This is a genomic window from Amycolatopsis sp. NPDC003865, from assembly GCF_053605345.1.
The window spans coordinates 125,103-141,128 of record NZ_JBSGJA010000006.1 but is presented as its reverse complement, the minus strand read 5'-3'; the positions used below and the strand labels follow the sequence as shown (position 1 = coordinate 141,128).

General features: G+C 73.3%; 17 protein-coding genes. 10 read left to right on the top strand and 7 right to left on the bottom strand.

Annotated features, from left to right (window positions below; genetic code table 11):
* Window positions 1–8: 8 nt before the first annotated feature.
* On the bottom strand, window positions 9–1,637 hold the full coding sequence (pruA, locus tag ACWEVP_RS16665; RefSeq protein ID WP_452063417.1) for an L-glutamate gamma-semialdehyde dehydrogenase: 1,629 nt from the start codon (window positions 1,635–1,637) through the stop codon (window positions 9–11).
* Between the two features lie 123 nt (window positions 1,638–1,760).
* Between pruA and ACWEVP_RS16660 the strand changes: the two genes are divergently transcribed.
* Both ACWEVP_RS16660 and ACWEVP_RS16655 read left to right on the top strand, forming a co-directional pair.
* Window positions 1,761–3,314, top strand: coding sequence for a PucR family transcriptional regulator (locus tag ACWEVP_RS16660; RefSeq protein ID WP_452063416.1), 1,554 nt, complete (start codon window positions 1,761–1,763; stop codon window positions 3,312–3,314).
* Between the two features lie 32 nt (window positions 3,315–3,346).
* Window positions 3,347–4,003, top strand: a complete 657-nt coding sequence (locus ACWEVP_RS16655; protein ID WP_452063415.1) for a maleylpyruvate isomerase N-terminal domain-containing protein — start codon at window positions 3,347–3,349, stop codon at window positions 4,001–4,003.
* Between the two features lie 301 nt (window positions 4,004–4,304).
* On the opposite strand, the gene ACWEVP_RS16650 is transcribed toward ACWEVP_RS16655, so the two are convergent.
* The 4 genes from ACWEVP_RS16650 to ACWEVP_RS16635 all read right to left on the bottom strand — a co-directional run bounded on the left by ACWEVP_RS16650 (window position 4,305) and on the right by ACWEVP_RS16635 (window position 7,419).
* Window positions 4,305–4,523: a S1 RNA-binding domain-containing protein gene (locus ACWEVP_RS16650; protein ID WP_452063414.1), complete on the bottom strand. Its 219-nt coding sequence runs from the start codon at window positions 4,521–4,523 to the stop codon at window positions 4,305–4,307.
* A 215-nt stretch (window positions 4,524–4,738) separates the two neighbouring features.
* Entirely contained in the window at window positions 4,739–5,704 is a 966-nt protein-coding gene (locus tag ACWEVP_RS16645) for an LLM class flavin-dependent oxidoreductase (protein ID WP_452063641.1), read from the bottom strand.
* A 48-nt stretch (window positions 5,705–5,752) separates the two neighbouring features.
* Window positions 5,753–6,145 (bottom strand): DUF6221 family protein, encoded by a 393-nt coding sequence (locus tag ACWEVP_RS16640; RefSeq protein ID WP_452063413.1) that lies wholly within the window; start codon window positions 6,143–6,145, stop codon window positions 5,753–5,755.
* A 254-nt stretch (window positions 6,146–6,399) separates the two neighbouring features.
* Window positions 6,400–7,419, bottom strand: coding sequence for a DNA polymerase domain-containing protein (locus tag ACWEVP_RS16635; RefSeq protein ID WP_452063412.1), 1,020 nt, complete (start codon window positions 7,417–7,419; stop codon window positions 6,400–6,402).
* Between the two features lie 119 nt (window positions 7,420–7,538).
* On the opposite strand from ACWEVP_RS16635, the gene ACWEVP_RS16630 reads away from it, so the two are divergent.
* The 8 genes from ACWEVP_RS16630 to ACWEVP_RS16595 all read left to right on the top strand — a co-directional run bounded on the left by ACWEVP_RS16630 (window position 7,539) and on the right by ACWEVP_RS16595 (window position 13,867).
* Window positions 7,539–8,252, top strand: a complete 714-nt coding sequence (locus ACWEVP_RS16630; RefSeq protein WP_452063411.1) for a TVP38/TMEM64 family protein — start codon at window positions 7,539–7,541, stop codon at window positions 8,250–8,252.
* Window positions 8,253–8,318: 66 nt separating this feature from the next.
* Window positions 8,319–9,974, top strand: a complete 1,656-nt coding sequence (locus ACWEVP_RS16625) for a serine/threonine-protein kinase (protein ID WP_452063640.1) — start codon at window positions 8,319–8,321, stop codon at window positions 9,972–9,974.
* A 53-nt stretch (window positions 9,975–10,027) separates the two neighbouring features.
* On the top strand, window positions 10,028–10,333 hold the full coding sequence (locus ACWEVP_RS16620) for a hypothetical protein (RefSeq protein ID WP_364446319.1): 306 nt from the start codon (window positions 10,028–10,030) through the stop codon (window positions 10,331–10,333).
* A 19-nt stretch (window positions 10,334–10,352) separates the two neighbouring features.
* Complete coding sequence (gene msrB, locus ACWEVP_RS16615) at window positions 10,353–10,775, top strand: peptide-methionine (R)-S-oxide reductase MsrB (protein WP_086849491.1); 423 nt, start codon at window positions 10,353–10,355, stop codon at window positions 10,773–10,775.
* 74 nt (window positions 10,776–10,849) lie between these two features.
* On the top strand, window positions 10,850–11,758 hold the full coding sequence (locus ACWEVP_RS16610) for a TIGR04222 domain-containing membrane protein (RefSeq protein ID WP_452063410.1): 909 nt from the start codon (window positions 10,850–10,852) through the stop codon (window positions 11,756–11,758).
* 66 nt (window positions 11,759–11,824) lie between these two features.
* Window positions 11,825–12,739, top strand: coding sequence for a TIGR04222 domain-containing membrane protein (locus ACWEVP_RS16605; RefSeq protein WP_452063409.1), 915 nt, complete (start codon window positions 11,825–11,827; stop codon window positions 12,737–12,739).
* A complete protein-coding gene (locus ACWEVP_RS16600; protein ID WP_452063408.1) occupies window positions 12,732–13,532 on the top strand; it encodes a DUF692 domain-containing protein in 801 nt (266 codons plus the stop codon). Before ACWEVP_RS16605 ends, ACWEVP_RS16600 begins: the two co-directional genes overlap by 8 nt.
* On the top strand, window positions 13,529–13,867 hold the full coding sequence (locus ACWEVP_RS16595) for a hypothetical protein (RefSeq protein ID WP_452063407.1): 339 nt from the start codon (window positions 13,529–13,531) through the stop codon (window positions 13,865–13,867). Before ACWEVP_RS16600 ends, ACWEVP_RS16595 begins: the two co-directional genes overlap by 4 nt.
* 116 nt (window positions 13,868–13,983) lie before the next feature.
* Here the strand turns inward: ACWEVP_RS16595 and ACWEVP_RS16590 are convergent, their stop codons facing one another.
* Both ACWEVP_RS16590 and hemQ read right to left on the bottom strand, forming a co-directional pair.
* Window positions 13,984–15,324, bottom strand: coding sequence for a CoA transferase (locus ACWEVP_RS16590; RefSeq protein ID WP_452063406.1), 1,341 nt, complete (start codon window positions 15,322–15,324; stop codon window positions 13,984–13,986).
* The gene (gene hemQ / locus ACWEVP_RS16585; protein WP_160697290.1) at window positions 15,324–16,016 is read right to left on the bottom strand and encodes a hydrogen peroxide-dependent heme synthase; all 693 of its coding nucleotides are present in this window, start codon (window positions 16,014–16,016) and stop codon (window positions 15,324–15,326) included. Before hemQ ends, ACWEVP_RS16590 begins: the two co-directional genes overlap by 1 nt.
* Between the last annotated feature and the right edge of the window lie 10 nt (window positions 16,017–16,026).

Here is a 16,026-nt window from a genome sequence, read left to right as displayed (position 1 = left end):
GGACCTCCTCAGCCCTGGTGCGGGTAACGGACGCTGGTCGGCGGCACGAACGTCTCCTTGATCGAGCGCGGGCTGGTCCAGCGCTGGAGGTTGAAGATCGACCCGGCCTTGTCGTTGGTGCCCGAGGCCCGCGCGCCGCCGAACGGCTGCTGGCCGACGACGGCGCCGGTCGGCTTGTCGTTGACGTAGAAGTTGCCCGCGGCGAACCGCAGCGCCTCGGACGCCTTCGCCACGGCCGCGCGGTCGTCGGCGATGATCGCGCCGGTCAGCGCGTAGGCCGCCGTCTCGTCCACGAGCTTGAGCACGGCGTCGAAGTCGCCGTCCTCGTAGACGTGCACCGACAGGATCGGCCCGAAGTACTCGGTCGAGAAGATCTCGTGCTTCGGGTTGTCCGAGACGAGGATCGTCGGCTTGACGAAGTACCCGACGCTGTCGTCGGCGGTGCCCCCGGTCAGCACCTCGACCGAGGCGTCGTTCTGCACGCTCTCGAAGAGGTCGGTGTGCTTCGCGAACGCCCGGGCGTCGATGACCGCGCCGCCGAAGTGCGACAGGTCGGTGACGTCGCCGTAGGACAGCGCCTCGGTTTCGGAAACCAGGCCGTCCTTCAGCTTCGTCCAGACGCTGCGCGGGATGTACGCGCGCGAAGCGGCGGAGCACTTCTGGCCCTGGTACTCGAAGGCGCCGCGGACCAGCGCGGTGCGCAGGACGTCGACGTCGGCCGACGGGTGCGCGAGCACGAAGTCCTTGCCGCCGGTCTCGCCGACCAGCCGCGGGTACGAGCGGTAGCCCGCGATGTTCGCGCCGACCGTGGCCCACAGGTGCTGGAACGTGGCGGTCGAGCCGGTGAAGTGGATGCCGGCCAGGTCGCGGTGGGTCAGGGCGACCTCGGAAACGGCCTTGCCGTCGCCCGGCAGCAGGTTGATGACGCCCGGCGGCATGCCGGCCTCTTCGAGCAGGCGCATGGTCAGGTGCGCGGCGAACGACTGCGTCGGCGACGGCTTCCACACCACGGTGTTGCCCATCAGCGCGGGTGCGGTCGGCAGGTTGCCGGCGATCGCGGTGAAGTTGAACGGCGTGATCGCGTAGACGAAGCCTTCCAGGGGGCGGTGCTCCATCCGGTTCCACACGCCCGGCGAGCTGACCGGCTGCTCGGTCAGGACGCGGCGGCCGAACTCGACGTTGAAGCGCCAGAAGTCGGCGAGCTCGCAGGCGGAGTCGATCTCGGCCTGGGTCGCGGTCTTGGACTGGCCGAGCATGGTGGCGGCGTTGAGGGTGGCGCGCCACTTGCCGGTGAGCAGGTCGGCGGCGCGCAGCAGGATGGCGGCGCGGTCGTCGTAGGACAGCGCGCGCCATTCCGGAGCGGCCTTCGCGGCCGCGGCGATGGCGTCGGTGGCGTCCTGCTGGGTCGCGCTGTGGATGGTGCCCAGGACGTGCCGGTGGTTGTGCGGCTGGACGACGTCGATCTTCTCGCCGCCGCCGGGGCGCTGCTCGCCGCCGACGGTGACCGTCAGGTCGACCGGTTCCGCCTGGCCCAGCCGCTTGAGCGCACCCTCGAGTTCGGCGCGCTCAGCGCTGCCCGGCGCGTAGGTGAGCACCGGCTCGTTCTTCGGGGCGGGGGTCTGGGTCACGGCGTCCACGGCGGCTCCTCTGCTGCGCTCCACGTCTTTGATGCCCCGAACGGTAACTCCGGACACGTCGTCGCGGCTTGTTCGAACGGCTAAAATCGCTCGTATGATCTTGGCCGATCGGATAACCCCGCGATGACCTCGCTGCGCCACGTCCTGGCGACGCTCGGCGAGCCGCTCGTCGAGGTCGTCGTGGCCCCGCACGGCCTGGGCGTGCCGGTCTCCGACGTCGTGATCCTCGATCCCGAGGACCCCTTGGAGGCCTCCCCCGGCGACCTGGTGCTGGTGATCGGCGCACGCGGCCGGGCGGCGGCCCCGGCGATCCGCGCGGCCGGGCGCGGCGGCGCGGCCGCGGTGGCGGTCAAGGGGGCGACCGGCGCCGACATCGCCGCCGACGCGGGCGTCGCGCTGCTGACGGTCGGCGCGGAAGCGCGCTGGGAGCAAGTGGAATCCCTGGCCCGCGGGGTCGTCGAAGCGGCCCGCGCGGGCGGCGAAGCGGCCAGCGGCGAAGTCCTCGGCGACCTGTTCGCGCTGGCCCAGACCATCGCGACGCTCACCGGCGGGCTGGTCAGCATCGAGGACACCGCCAACCGCGTCCTGGCGTATTCGCGGGCGGGCGACGAGGTCGACGAGCTGAGGCGGCTGTCGATCCTCGGCCGCGAAGGCCCGGAGCGCTACCTCGCGATGCTGCGCGAATGGGGCGTCTACCAGCGGCTGCGGGCCGGCGAGGGGATCGTCCGGATCGACGAGCGCCCCGAGCTGGGCATCCGCCGCCGGATCGCGGCCGGCATCCACGCGGGCAAGCAGCCGCTCGGCACGATCTGGGTCCAGGAGGGCGCGCAGCCCCTCACCGAACGCGCCGAGACGGCCCTGCTCGGCGCCAGCCGCGCCCTGGCGCCGCAGCTGATCCGCGCCCGCACGCTGCCGAGCCCCGAGCTGCGGCTGCGGGAGGACCTGCTCGCGAGCCTGCTGGAGGGGCGGCTGGACGCGGAGTCCGTCGCGGACGACATCGGCGCGGACCCCGCGCGCCCGGCGCAGGTGCTGGCGTTTTCGCTGGAGCGGTCGGACAACCGGCAGCTGCGGCGCGCCGAGCTGGTGCACCTGATCGCCGTGCACACGGCGGCCTACCGGCGCAGCGCGCTGGTGAGCGTGATCGGCGGCCGCGTCTACGCGCTGCTGCCCGACCTGCCGGAGCACTCCGACGCGGCGGTGCTGGCGCTGGCGCGGGAAATCACCGGAACCGCGCGCCGCCACCTGGACGTCCCGGTGCGGGCGGCGCTCGGCGGGGTCGTGCCCCGGTTGTCCGACGCGGCGGCGTCGCGCGGTGACGCCGACCGCGTGCTGGCGGCGATGGCCCGCGGGCACTGGGCCGCCGACGTCGCCTCCCTGGCCGACGTCCGCGCCGAAGTCCTGCTGTCGGAGGTGCTGGCGTTCCTCGGTTCCCAGCCCCGCATCCGCGACCCGCGGCTGGTCTCGCTCGTGGAGCACGACACCGAGCACGGCGGGATCCTGGTGCCGGCGGTCCTGGCCTGGCTCGACGCGTTCGGCGACGTCCGCGCGGCGGCCCGGGTGCTCAACATCCACCCGAACACCGTCCGCTACCGCGTCCGGCGGGCGGCCGAAGTGTCCGGAGTGGACTTCGACGACCCCGCCCAGCGGATCCTCACCCAGCTGCAACTGCGCCTCTGAAAAGGGCTGGCGTGCGCTGTTAGCTTGGCCTCGTGCTCCTCTTCACCCGTACCTGGGCGGCGCTGCACGCCGCGGTCGCCGACCTGTCCGCCGAAGACTTCTCCCGCCCGTCCGGCTGCCAGGGCTGGCTGGTCCGCGACCTGGTGTGCCACCTGATCGTCAACGCCCAGGACGTGCTGATCACCCTGGTCACGCCCGCCGGCACCGCACCGACCCACGACGCGATCACGTACTGGACGGTCACGGACGAGCCGCCGACCGGCGAAGACCCGGGGGACGCGGTGACCGTCCGCCTGGCGGCGGCGTACGGGGACCCGGAGCTGCTGCGGGCGCACCTGGCCGACGTCGGCGCGGCCGCCGGCCGCGCCGGGGAGCTGGCCGACCCCGGCCTCGCGGTGAGCACCCAGGACATGGTGCTGACGGTGGCGGACTTCCTCTTGGTCTACGCCCTCGAGTGGACACTGCACCACCTGGACCTGATCGCCCACGTCCCGGGAGCCACCCCGCCGCCCGCGGAAGGGCTGGCCCGCTCGCGCGAGATGCTGGAGAAGATCACCGGCGCGCGGTTCCCGGCGTCGTTCTCCGACACGGACGTGCTGCTGGTGGCGACGGGCCGCCGCGCGCCGACGGAGGCCGAGACGGCGCAGCTGGGCGACCTGGCCGCGCGGCTGCCGTTCGTGCTCGGCTGAGGCAGCGCGCCCTGCCCCACCCGGCTGCCCGTCCCAGGCACCCGATCGGTCACGAGCAGGCCGTGCACCTCGGGAGCGACCTCGACGAACGCGCCGAACGGCAGCGCCCGCACCACGACACCGCCGAGGCCCCGCCCCCGGCGTGGCGCACTTCGGCCCGCACGCCGAGCCGGCCGAGCTGTGGCGGCGGATCGAGGACTCCGGCGGTTCGGGGCCACCGGCGGCAGGTCCGCGGCCGAGGTGGCCGGGGAGATCGCCGAGCGGGTTCGGGGCCGGGCGCCCGGCCCCGAACCGGCTCACATCACGCCCGGACCAGGCTGAACCGGCGGCGTTCCACGTCGATGGCTTCGATGCGGACCGTCACCCGGCTGCCCGTCTCGGGCACCCGATCGGTCACGAGCAGGCCGTGCACCTCGGGAGCGACCTCGACGAACGCGCCGAACGGCAGCGCCCGCACCACGACACCGTCGAGGACCCCGCCCTCGGCGTGGGCCGCGACGAACTCTTGCCACTGGGACATGCGATTCACCTCCTTCCCGCGCACGTTCCGATGACGGAAGACGTGCGGGAGGCGGCGGGCCACGGGCCCGCCCGGAGGTCACGGCACAGCCGGGTACCCCGTCTGCTCACGGCTCGAGGCCGACCCGGCAGTCACGCCGGAAACCGTAGCGCCGGGGCGGGGAATTGCGCCAGCGGTAATTCTCCGACGCGATATCAGGATATGGGGAAATCGGCTCACACAAGGACGGGAAGATCGGCCAGCCGGGCGAGGGAATCGAGCCGCGCGGATTGGTCGTAGGCGGCCGTCGTCACCAAAACCTCGTCCGCACCCGCGGCGTCGATCACTGCGCCGACGCGGTCCTCGACTTCGGCCGCGGTACCGGAAATCTGGCCGTCCAGAGTCTCTTCGAGGCGCCTGCGCTCGCGGTCGGTCATCGGCAGCGCGAGGACTTCCGACGGCGGCGACAGCGGCGGGAAGACGCCGTGGGAGCGCGAATACACCGTCGCCCAGGCCTCGGAGACGAGCAGGCGCCGCGCGTCGGCGGCCGAGTCCGCCACAGCGATCGCCGAGGACACCACGACGTACGGCTCGCGCGCCCACCGGCTCGGCCGGAAGCCGTCCCGGTAGCGCGTCACGGCTTCGGTGAGGGCGCGTTCACCGCGGACGGGTGCGATGACCAGCGGCAGCCCGAGCTCGGCGGCGAGGTCGGCGCCGGACCCGGTGGCCAGCAGGAACGGCGGTACGCGCAGCCCTTCGGCCGGGTAGGCGTGCACGCCGGGGTGCTCGCCGGCGAAGAACCCGAGCAGCTCCCGCACCTGCGCCCCGAAACCGTCGGCCGCTTCCTTGCCGTGGCCGAGTGCCTCGCGGACGCCGGCGGTGAAGCCGACCGAGCGGCCCAGGCCCATGTCGATCCGGCCCGGGTACAGCGCTTCCAGCACCCCGAACTGCTCGGCGACGACCAGCGGCCGGTGGTTCGGCAGCATGACACCCCCGGTGCCGACGCGGATCCGGCTGGTGGCCCCCGCGACGGCGGCGGCCAGGACGGTCGGCGCGGACCCGGCGACCCCGGGCACGCCGTGGTGCTCGGAAACCCAGAACCGGTGGTAGCCCAGCCGTTCGACGTCGGCGGCGAAGGCGACGGTGTCCCGCAGCGCTCGCGCGGTCCCGCCGTCGCGGCGCACAGGCGAGCGATCGAGCACGGAAAGCCTCACGCGGGGTGCAACGCCCGGCGTGCGGCGGGATTCCCGTCAGGGCCGCCAGCGCTCGCTGTACTCCGGGTGGTCGGCGTAGGGCAGGGCCAGCAGGCGCAGCGTGAGGCACCAGTTGGAGCCGGCCTCGTCGGCGGGCACGTGGCAGGTCTCACACCAGTATTCGCTGCCGTAGAGCGGAAACCCGGGCACCTTCTCCGACACGGTGGTGCGGTGGGCGAGCAGGATCCGCCGCGTGGCCTCGATCTCGTTGATCATCTGGTTGACGACGTCGAGCTCGAGGTCGGTCATCCCGCGGATCTTCTGCTCGACGGCGACCTTGGTCTCCCCGCGGTTCATCGTCTCGCCGGCCTTCGCCTTGTTGACGGCCTGCATGATCAACGCCTGCCGCGCGCCGACGCGCGCGGCGAGGAATGCGATCAGGTCGTCCACGAAGGGCCTCCCTAGAACTCGCCCCTGGACTTGTCGCCGGAGGATCGTCGATTCGGGACCGCACGTTACGCCGATCGTGCCGGTGGTCGAGACCACCGAGGACGCTGTACGACATTTGTGACCCGAAAGGCGACAGCGGGCAGCGGGGTGATCACTCCCCGTTTTCCACCGCGTGCTTTTCGGGTCCGCTCCGACCGTTTTTTCGCGCGAAAGCGTGGCCCTCGGCACCCCTGTGGCACCGGGCACAGCCGCGCTCAGGCCTCCGGCCGCGCCTTGCTGGGCTGGACCCGCTTGGGCTCCCCCGGCATCTTCGGGTAGTCCGGCGGGTAGGGCATGTCCCCCAGCCCGTGGTCGCGCAGGTCCCGCTCGTACCACTCCAGCGCCGTCTCCAGCCCGAACGCCTCGGCGTCCATCCCCGCGTGCAGGTCGCCGTGCTCGGTGAGGAACGCCGGGATCGTCAGCACGTCGAAGTCGTCCGCGTCGACCTCGGGCAGCAGGTCCCACGTCAGCGGCGTCGACACCGTCGCCCGCGGGGTGCCGCGGACCGACCAGCTCGACGCCACCGTCCGGTCGCGCGCCGCCTGGTTGTAGTCCAGGAACACGCGGCCGCCGCGCTCCTCCTTCCACCACGCGATCGTCGCCTTCTCCGGGATGCGCCGGGCGACCTCGCGGCCCAGCGCGATCACCGCGTGGCGGACCGCCACGAAGTCCCACTCCGGCCGGATGCGGACCAGCACGTGGACCCCGCGCCCGCCGGACGTCTTCGGGTAGCCCGTCAGCCCCGCGTCCGCCAGCACCTCGCGGACCACCAGCGCCACTTCGACCGCGTCGGCGAAGCCGGCCCGGTCCGGCGGGTCGACGTCGACGCGCAGCTCGTCCGGGTGGTCGACGTCGGGGCGGCGGACCGGCCAGGGGTGGAAGTCGAACGTCCCCAGGTTGGCCGCCCACGCGAACACCGCGGGCTCGGTCGGGCACACCTCGGCCGCCGTGCGGCCCGAGGGGAAGGTGATCTCGGCCGTCTCCAGCCACTCGGGGGCGCCTTTGGGCACGCGCTTGGCGTAGAACCACTCGCCCTCGACGCCGTCGACGTACCGCTTCAGCGTCGTCGGCCGTTCGCCGATCGCGCGCAGCAGCGGCGCGCCGACCGTGATGTAGTGCTCGACGACCTGCCGCTTGGTGATGCCGCGCTGGGGGAAGTACACCTTGTCCGGGCTCGAGACGCGGACGGTGCGCCCGCCCACCTCGTACTCGACCGGGTCACCGTGCTTGGGCATGCGGCCACGCTAGCGGTGATCGCCCACCGCGGCGCCCACCTGCGGCCGGCACTTTCACGTGAAAGGTCCGGCCGCAGGTGGGCACTTTCACGTGAAAGTGCGTCTGTAGGCTGAAGCGGGTGTCCGGCCGCACCAAGCTGATCGTCGCGCTCGCCGTCGTCGCCCTCTTCGCGGCCGCCGCGGTGCTGCTGCCGATCCCCGGTCCGGCCGAGCTGCGCGCCTGGGCCGCCGCCACCGGGCCCGCCACCCCGCTCGTGCTCTTCGCCGCCTACGCGCTGCTCACCGTCGCGCCGATCCCGCGCACCGTCTTCAACCTCGCCGCCGGCCTGCTGGTCGGCACCACCGCCGGGATCGCCATCGGCCTGGTCGCCACCACCGTCGCGGCCGGCCTGTCCTTCGGGCTGGCCCGGCTGCTCGGGCGGGACCTGGTCACCCGCCACCTGCACCGGTCGGCCGTGCGGACGGTCAACGACCGGCTCTCCGGCGGCGGCGTGCTCGCGATCACGTCCCTGCGGCTGATCCCGGTCGTGCCCTTCGCCCCCTTCAGCTACCTCTGCGGCGTGTCCTCGGTGCGGCTCGCCCCGTACCTGGCCGGTACGCTGCTCGGGAGCGTGCCCGGCACCGTCGCCGTGGTCGTCCTCGGCGACGCCCTGACCGGCGACACGCCGCCCGCGCTGCTCGCCTGCTATGGCGTGTTCGCGCTGGCCGGGGCGATCGGGCTGGTCACGGTGTTCAAGAAGCGGGCACCGGCCGAACCGGGCCCGCCGGACCTGCTGGCTGACGCGAACAGCACAGAGCCGACCGCTACACTCGATCGGGTGCGCGAAGCGTAAACGCGCTGAGCAGGGCCACCATCACCGGGAATTTCGTCAGGAGCAGCCGCCATCGACACCGGTCAGCTGATCGCGGGGCACTACCGCCTCGTCGAGCACATTGGTAGCGGTGCCATGGGAGTCGTGTGGCGCGCCACTGACGTGCGCCTCGAGCGCACCGTCGCGATCAAGCAGATCCTCCCGCAGCCGGGCGTCTCCGAGACCGAACGCGACAACATGCGCCAGCGCGCCATGCGCGAGGCGAAGAACGCGGCCCGGTTCCAGCACCCGAACGCGATCGTCGTGTTCGACATCGCCGAGCACAACGGCGACCCGTGCCTGGTGATGGAGTACCTCGACGGGCCCAGTCTCTCCACGATCCTCGCCGAGGAGGGCACGCTCCCGCTCGGCCGCGTCGCCCGGATCGGCGAGCAGGTCGCGTCCGCGCTGGTGGCCGCGCACCGCGCCGGGATCGTGCACCGCGACGTCAAGCCGGGCAACATCCTCATCGACGAGACCGGCACCGCGAAGATCACCGACTTCGGCATCTCGCGCGCGGCGGGCGACATGACGCTCACCGCCACCGGCCTGATCGGCGGCACCCCCGCCTACCTGGCGCCCGAGCTGGCCCGCGGCGCCGACCCGGTGCCCAGCTCCGACGTCTTCGCCCTCGGCGCGACCCTCTACCAGGCGATCGAGGGCACCACGCCGTACGGCAACACGACCAACCAGCTCGCACTGCTCTACGCGGCCGCGAACGGCCAGATCAACCCGCCGGTGCAGGCGGGCGCGGCCACCGCGCTGCTGATGAGCCTGCTGCGCAGCGAGCCGGGCGAACGGCCCAGCATGGCCGAGGCGCGCGAGCGGCTGGCCGCGCTGGCCCGCACCGAGCCGGGCGGCATGTCGGCGTCTCCGCCGCTGCTGTCGGGTGGCTCGGGCCGCAAGCCCGCCGCGGCCGCCGAGAGCGGCGAGCGCCCGCCGTGGCAGCGCACGGACCAGAAGGCGCCGTCGTCGCCGCCGGTCGGCACGCCGGTGCCCGCGAACAAGGCGGCGTCGAACCCGCCGCGCCCGACCGCGGCGTTCATGCCGATGCGCTCGCCGGCGGCGCCGCCGAACACCCCGCCGAGACCGATGCCCGCGGCCGCGCCGACGGCCAGGGCGCCCCAGTACTCGTCGAACGCCCCGAAGCCGGACAACAAGCGCAAGTACGCGCTGCTGGCCGGGGGCGGCGCCGCGGTCGTGGTGGTCGCGGTCATCGTCTTCCTCGTGCTGAACTCCGGAGGCGGCGGCACGGGCGGCAGCACGAACGCCCAGTCGCCGGGCAACCAGCCCACGTCGGGCCAGAGTTCGCCCGAGACCACCGGCAAGAGCAGCTCGACCGCCGCACCGGCGGGCCTCGGCAAGACCAAGAGCGACACCCCGGTCAGCAACTTCAGCGCCGCCGGCCAGCAGATCATCGCCTACTTCGGTGACCCCGCCGCGCACTGGGACATGCTCACCCCGGCCGCGCAGCAGGTCTACGGCGACCAGGCCGCCTACCAGGCCTACTGGGCCGATCACAAGAGCGAGATCGGCGCCGTCTCGAAGGCCCACGCCGACTCGGGCGGGACCAACGCCGACGGCTCGCTGGTCATGAACGTGAACGTCGCGGGCGGTCGCCCGGGCTACCGGATGGTCAACGTCAACGGCCAGACCCTGATCGACGCCAACACCATGATCGGTGCCTCGAACTCCGGCTACTGAGACTTAACGCGCCGCTGGTGGGTTCGCGGGCACCGATGGCCTACCGTGGAGGCATGGCCGACGACGGAGCTGCGCTGCCGGGCCAGAATCCTCGCTTCCACGAGGACCTGGTCGGCCTGGACCCGTACGACCCCGAGGCGCGCGCGTTCGCCGAGCACCTCGACCGGATCGAGCGCTGCGGGCCCAACTACACCATCGAGGCCGCGCTGGACGGCGTGGCCGACTTCGCCGACTCGAGCAACCGCCTCGGCGGGCTGCGCTACTGGGTGTCGGCCCTCATCGTCGTGCTCATCGTGCTCGGCGTGATCGTGGCCGCATGGGACATCGTCGTGCACGCCCTCGCGTGGCTCGCGGCGTAACGTGGACCGGGTGAAAGGTATGAAACCCGTTGTCGGCGCGACCCCGCGCGTCGTGAAGTCCGAGCAGGAGTGGCGGGCGCAGCTCAGCCCCGACGAGTACGCCGTGCTCCGCCAGGCGGGGACCGAACGGCCCTTCACCGGCGAGTACACCGACACCAAGACGACCGGCGTCTACGAGTGCCGCGCGTGCGGTGCCGAGCTCTTCCGCAGCGACACGAAGTTCGAGAGCCACTGCGGCTGGCCGTCGTTCTTCGACCCGGCCGACTCCGACGCCGTGCTGCTGCGCGAGGACCGCACGATGGGCATGAAGCGGATCGAGGTGCTCTGCGGCTCCTGCCACAGCCACCTCGGGCACGTCTTCGAGGGCGAGGGCTACCCGACCCCGACCGACCAGCGGTACTGCATCAACTCGATTTCGCTGAAGTTGGTGCCGGAGTCCTAAATCCTCCTTAAGCGAGCAACCCGCCGCCCTCCCTCGAACGTAGTCTCCGCACACGGACGAGGGAGGGCGGACTCATGACCGACACCTGGGGCATTCCCGGACCGGCGTTCGCGGGTCTCTACCTGGGGCTGCTGCTCCTGCCGGCACTGGCCGCCGCGATCCGGCTCCGGTTCTTGCGGCGGGGCCGCGCCGGCAGCGTCCCGGCCGGGCCCGAAGAGCTGGCGGTGCTGACCGGCGGCCGGCGGCGCTTCGGCGAGTACGTCGTCGCGAACCTGCTGGACCAGCAGATCGTCCGGCTGGCGGGCAACGGCCGGCTGAGCCGCGTCAAGGGCAGCGCGACCGACGCCGTGGGCCGCGAAGCGCTGAGCCGGATCGGCAAGCACGGCTCCTCGGTCGAGCGGGTCTGCGACGCCGCCGCCGCGCACAAAACCGCCCTCGAGCTCGAGACCGAGCTGATCGGCCGCGGGCTGGTCACCGACCCGCGGAAGGTGCGCTCGACCTGGGTCGCCACCGCGGTGGCGTACTGGCTCGTGCTGGTCTTCGGCGCGGTCCGGCTGATCGCCGGGGCGAGCACCGGGCACCCGGTCGGGATCCTGCTGGGTCTGCTGGTCGTGGGTACCGTCGTCGCGATCGCCGTCACCGTCAAGGCCCGCAACCCGCCGGCCGCCGAGGCCACCGCCGCCGGCAAGGCGGCCGCCGAAGCGGCTCGCACGGTCACGACCGGTCCCGCCGCGACCGTCGCGGCGCACGGGCTCGGCGGCCACCCCGACAAGGACATCCGCCAGGCGGCCACCCAGGCCGCCGCTGCCGAGCGGCGCTCGGCCGCGCGGGCGCACAGCCGCCGCACCCGCTTCGCCGGGGCCGGGGGCGGCGTCGCCGTCGGTTACTGGGGCGGCAGCTCGTGCGGTGGCGGGGGCGGCAGCTCCTGCGGTGGCGGGGGCGGCGGCTGCGGAGGGGGTGGCGGCGGGGGCTGCGGCGGGTGAAACGCCGACGCGACCTGCCGCGTCTCACAGCTACGGTAACCGCAACTCACTGAGGGGAGACGGGCGATGGACGACCCGTGGGGCATCTCCGGACCGGATTTCGTGGTCCTCTACATCGCACTGCTCATCGCCGTGCTGCTGGTCCGGGTCGTCGTGTCCGGGGTCGCCGCGAGCCGCGCGCTGCGGGCGAACACCGAGCGGCCCGGCCCGCCGCCGACCGTCTACCAGCTGGCGTTCCTCGCGGGCGGCCCCGACCGGGCCGCCGACGCGGCGATCGCGGCGCTGGTGGAACGCGGCCAGGTGCGCGTCAACAGCTACAAGCAGATCAGCCAGGCCGGCGCGCGGCCGGCCGAGCCGCTGGAGCAGGCCGTCTTCGACGCGGCGCAGCTGAAGACGACCTCGACGATCCGGTCGTACGTCCGCGGCTCCGCGGCGATGCGGGCCCTGGAGGACGGCCTCGACCAGCGCGGGCTGCTGGCGTCGGCGTCCGCGAAGCGCCAGTCCCGGACGTTCGGGCTCGTGCTCCAGCTGGCCGTGCTGGTGCTCGGCGTGGTGCGGCTCGTCAACGGCGTTTCGCTGGGCCGCCCGGTCGGGATCCTGGTGTTCCTGGTGCTGGTCGCCGCGGTGCTGACGATCGTGGCGGCGGTCCGGCGGTCCAGGACCGGGGCGCGGCAGCCCTCGGCCGCGGGACACCGGGTGCTCGGCCAGGCCCGCGCCGCGTCGAGCGGCCCGCTGCCGGCGGGGATGCTGGCGGGCGGCGTGTTGCTGGGCGGCGCCGCGGCGGCGGTCGCGCTCGGCGGCTGGGCGATGTACCCGGACGAGGAGCTGAGCGCGGCGCTGACCCCGCCGGTGACGTCGTTCGGCGGCGGCGGTTCCTCCGGTGGGTCGTCGTGCAGCAGCGGGTCGTCGTGCTCGAGCTCGTCGTGCAGCAGCGGCTCGTCGTGTGGTTCGTCGTGCGGCGGAGGTGGGTGCGGTGGGTGAGCTCGGCATCGGGATCGGCTGGCGGCACGAGCTGGACCTGTCGATCGCCCGGCTGCCCGGCGTCGACTGGGTGGAGGTGGTCGCGGAGAACCTGCACGCCGACCACCTCCCGGAGACGCTCGTGGCGTTGCGCAAGCGGGGGCTGCCGGTGCTGCCGCACGCGGTTTCGCTGTCGCTGGGCGGGGCCGAGCCGCTCGACACCGGGCGCGTCCAGCACCTCGCGGAGATCGCGCGGGCCCTCGACGCGCCGCTGGTGAGCGACCACGTGTGCTTCGTCCGCGCGGGCGGGCTCGACTCCGGCCACCTGATGCCGCTCCCCCGCACCCGCGAGGCGCTGGACGTGCTGGTGGCGAACGTCCGGCTGGCCCAGTCCATTGTGGACGTCCCGTTCGCGCTGGAGAACATCGCGGCGGTGCTGGACTGGCCGGACCACGAGCTGACCGAGGAGCAGTTCCTCACCGAGCTGACCGAGCGGACGGACTGCCGGCTGATCATCGACGTCGCGAACCTGTACGCGAACGCGCGCAACGTCGGCACGGACCCGGTGAAGTTCCTGGACGGGATCCCGTGGGAGCGCCTGGCATACGTGCACATGGCGGGCGGCGTCGAGCGCGACGGCGTTTACCACGACACGCACGCGCACCCGGTGCTGCCGGAGGTCCTGCAGCTGCTGGCCGAACTGCGGCGCCGCACGGACCCGCCGGGAGTGCTCCTGGAACGCGACGACGACTACCCGACCGACGACGAGCTGGCCGCGGAGCTGGCGGCCCTGCGCGCGGCGGTGACGGTGTGAGCCGCGAGGACCTGGCGGCACGGCAGGCGGAACTGCTGCACGCGCTGCTGGCGTCCGGCCCGCCCCCTGCGGGCTTCGACGCTTCGCGGTTGCAGGTGGAGGCGAACGTGTTGCGGCGCAAGCACGGGCGTGTGCTGGCGTATCAGCGGCCCGAGCTCGCGGAGGCGCTCGGGGAGCGGTTCGGGCCGCTGTTCGCGGAGTTCAACGCCGCCCGGCCGAAGCGGGACACCGAGCGGTCGGGGGCGTACGCGGACGAGTTCGTGACGTGGCTGATCGCGGGCGGCCACCTGCCGAAACCCCGGCGGGGCCTGGTTTCCCGCCTCCGGCGCCGGTAGTCCACAGGGCCGCCGCGTTGTGGACAACCGCGGCCGGCGCGGCGATTCTGTCGGGCCCCAGCGGTAAAATGGATGCGGGGGCAGCCCCCGGGAAGGGCGGGCCGCGCCCGCCGCCGCTAAGGGGTCCAGGTCGGTTTGTCGACTCCCGGCAACCGCGTTCCGAAGTCCCAGTGCGGTTGCGCTCCCGGCAAGCCGCCCGCCATCCGGACCCGGGTCAACCGGCCGTAGCCGCTTTCGGCTTCCTCCAGCAGGTCCTCGAACTCGACGGAAGCGCCCGCGGGGTCCTTGCGGCCCAGGGAGTCCAGCCACCGGCCCGTCCCGGCCAGGGACAGCCGGACCCGCCGGGTCCCGCCGTCTTCGACCTGGCGGCGCACCGCCGTCATGATCGCCGCCGCCGCCAGCCAGCCCGTGGCGTGGTCCAGCGCCTGGACCGGCAGCGGCGACGGTCCGTCCGGTGAGAACGCGATGCCGTTCGACATCTGGACCAGGCTGTCGAACCCGCGCCGCCGCGCCCACGGTCCTTCCCAGCCGTACGCGCTCAGGTCCGCGATCACCAGCCCGGGACGCAGCTCGGCCAGCTCTTCGGTCCCGAAGCCGATCCGCTCCAGCGCGCCCGGGCGGAACGACTGCACCAGCACGTCCGCGCGGCTGATCAGCTTCTTCAGCCGCGCGCGGCCGCCCTCGGTGTCCAGGGCCACGAACGTGGAACGCTTGCCCTGCCCGGTATCCCGCACCAGCGCCTCGACCCGCGGCAGGTGCGCCGCGCCGACGTGCAGCACGTCGGCGCCGTGCGCCGCCAGCACCCGGCCGGCCACCGGACCGGCCAGGACGTGCGTCAGCTCCAGCACCCGGACCCCGCCCAGCGGCCGGTCCGAGTAGAAGAACGTCCGCTGGGGAGCGTCACCCACGAGGTCCGACGAGACCAGCGGCAGCGAGGAAACCGCCTGCCCCTGCGGATGCGCCGCCCAGTCCTCCGGCGACCGCAGCTCGGCGGCCGCTCCCCCGGCGGACACCACGGCGTGCTCGATCTCGCGCGCGCTCCGCCCGGCGACCGCCTTCGCGACCGCGTCCCGGCTGCCCGGCACGCCGAGGCCCCAGCACACCGCCGCTTCGTGGCGCGGGTAGTTGCAGTGCAGGCGGACCCAGCCGTCGGCCGCGCGGTAGTTGCCCGACAGCGGCGCCCACATCGACTCCGCGCCGGCGCCGTCCACCCGCAGCAGCTGCTCGCTGTGGAACGCCGCCGCCGCGTGCCGTGTGTCCGCCGTGACGACGCCGGGGTCGATCTCGCGCAGCTTGAGCAGCTCGCCGGCGGCCAGCGTCGCCGCCGCGATCGACGCCGTCGCCGCCGCCGCGACCCGGTACGGACCCGGCAGGACGTCTTCGGTGCCGGTCAGCTCGAACGGCCCCGGCTTCGACTCGGTGAGGGCGTGCCAGACGCCCTCCACTGCCTCGCGCACTACGGCAGGGCCGCGACGAGCTCGGCGGGCGGCACGCGCGTGCCCGTGTAGAACGGGATCTCTTCCCGGACGTGCAGCCGCGCCTCGGTGCCGCGCAGGTGCCGCATCAGGTCGACGATCCGGTGCAGCTCGTCGGCCTCGAAGGCCAGGATCCACTCGTAATCGCCCAGCGCGAACGAGGCGACGGTGTTGGCGCGCACGTCCGGGTAGTCGCGGGCTTCCTTGCCGTGGTCGGCCAGCATCTTGCGGCGGTCGGCGTCCGGCAGCAGGTACCACTCGTAGGAGCGCACGAACGGGTACACGCAGATGTACTTGCGCGCCTCTTCGCCCGCCAGGAACGCGGGGATGTGGCTCTTGTTGAACTCGGCGGGCCGGTGCAGCGCGGTCTGGCTCCAGACCGGCGTCGACGCACGGCCGAGCGGGGTCCGCCGGAAGCCGGAGTAGGCGGCCTGCACCTGCTCGATCTCCTCGGCGTGCCACCAGATCATGTAGTCGGCGTCGGCGCGCAGCGCGGAGACGTCGTAGACACCCCGGACGACGACCCCCTTGGCCTCGAGACCGTCGAGGTACTCGGTCGTCTCGCGGCCGGCGGCCCCGCGGTCCTCACCCAGCCGGCCGGGCTCGATCCGGAAGACCGACCAGGTGGTGTAGCGGATGGTGTCGTTGAGCTCGTTGTAGTTGACCCGCGCCATGGTTCCATCC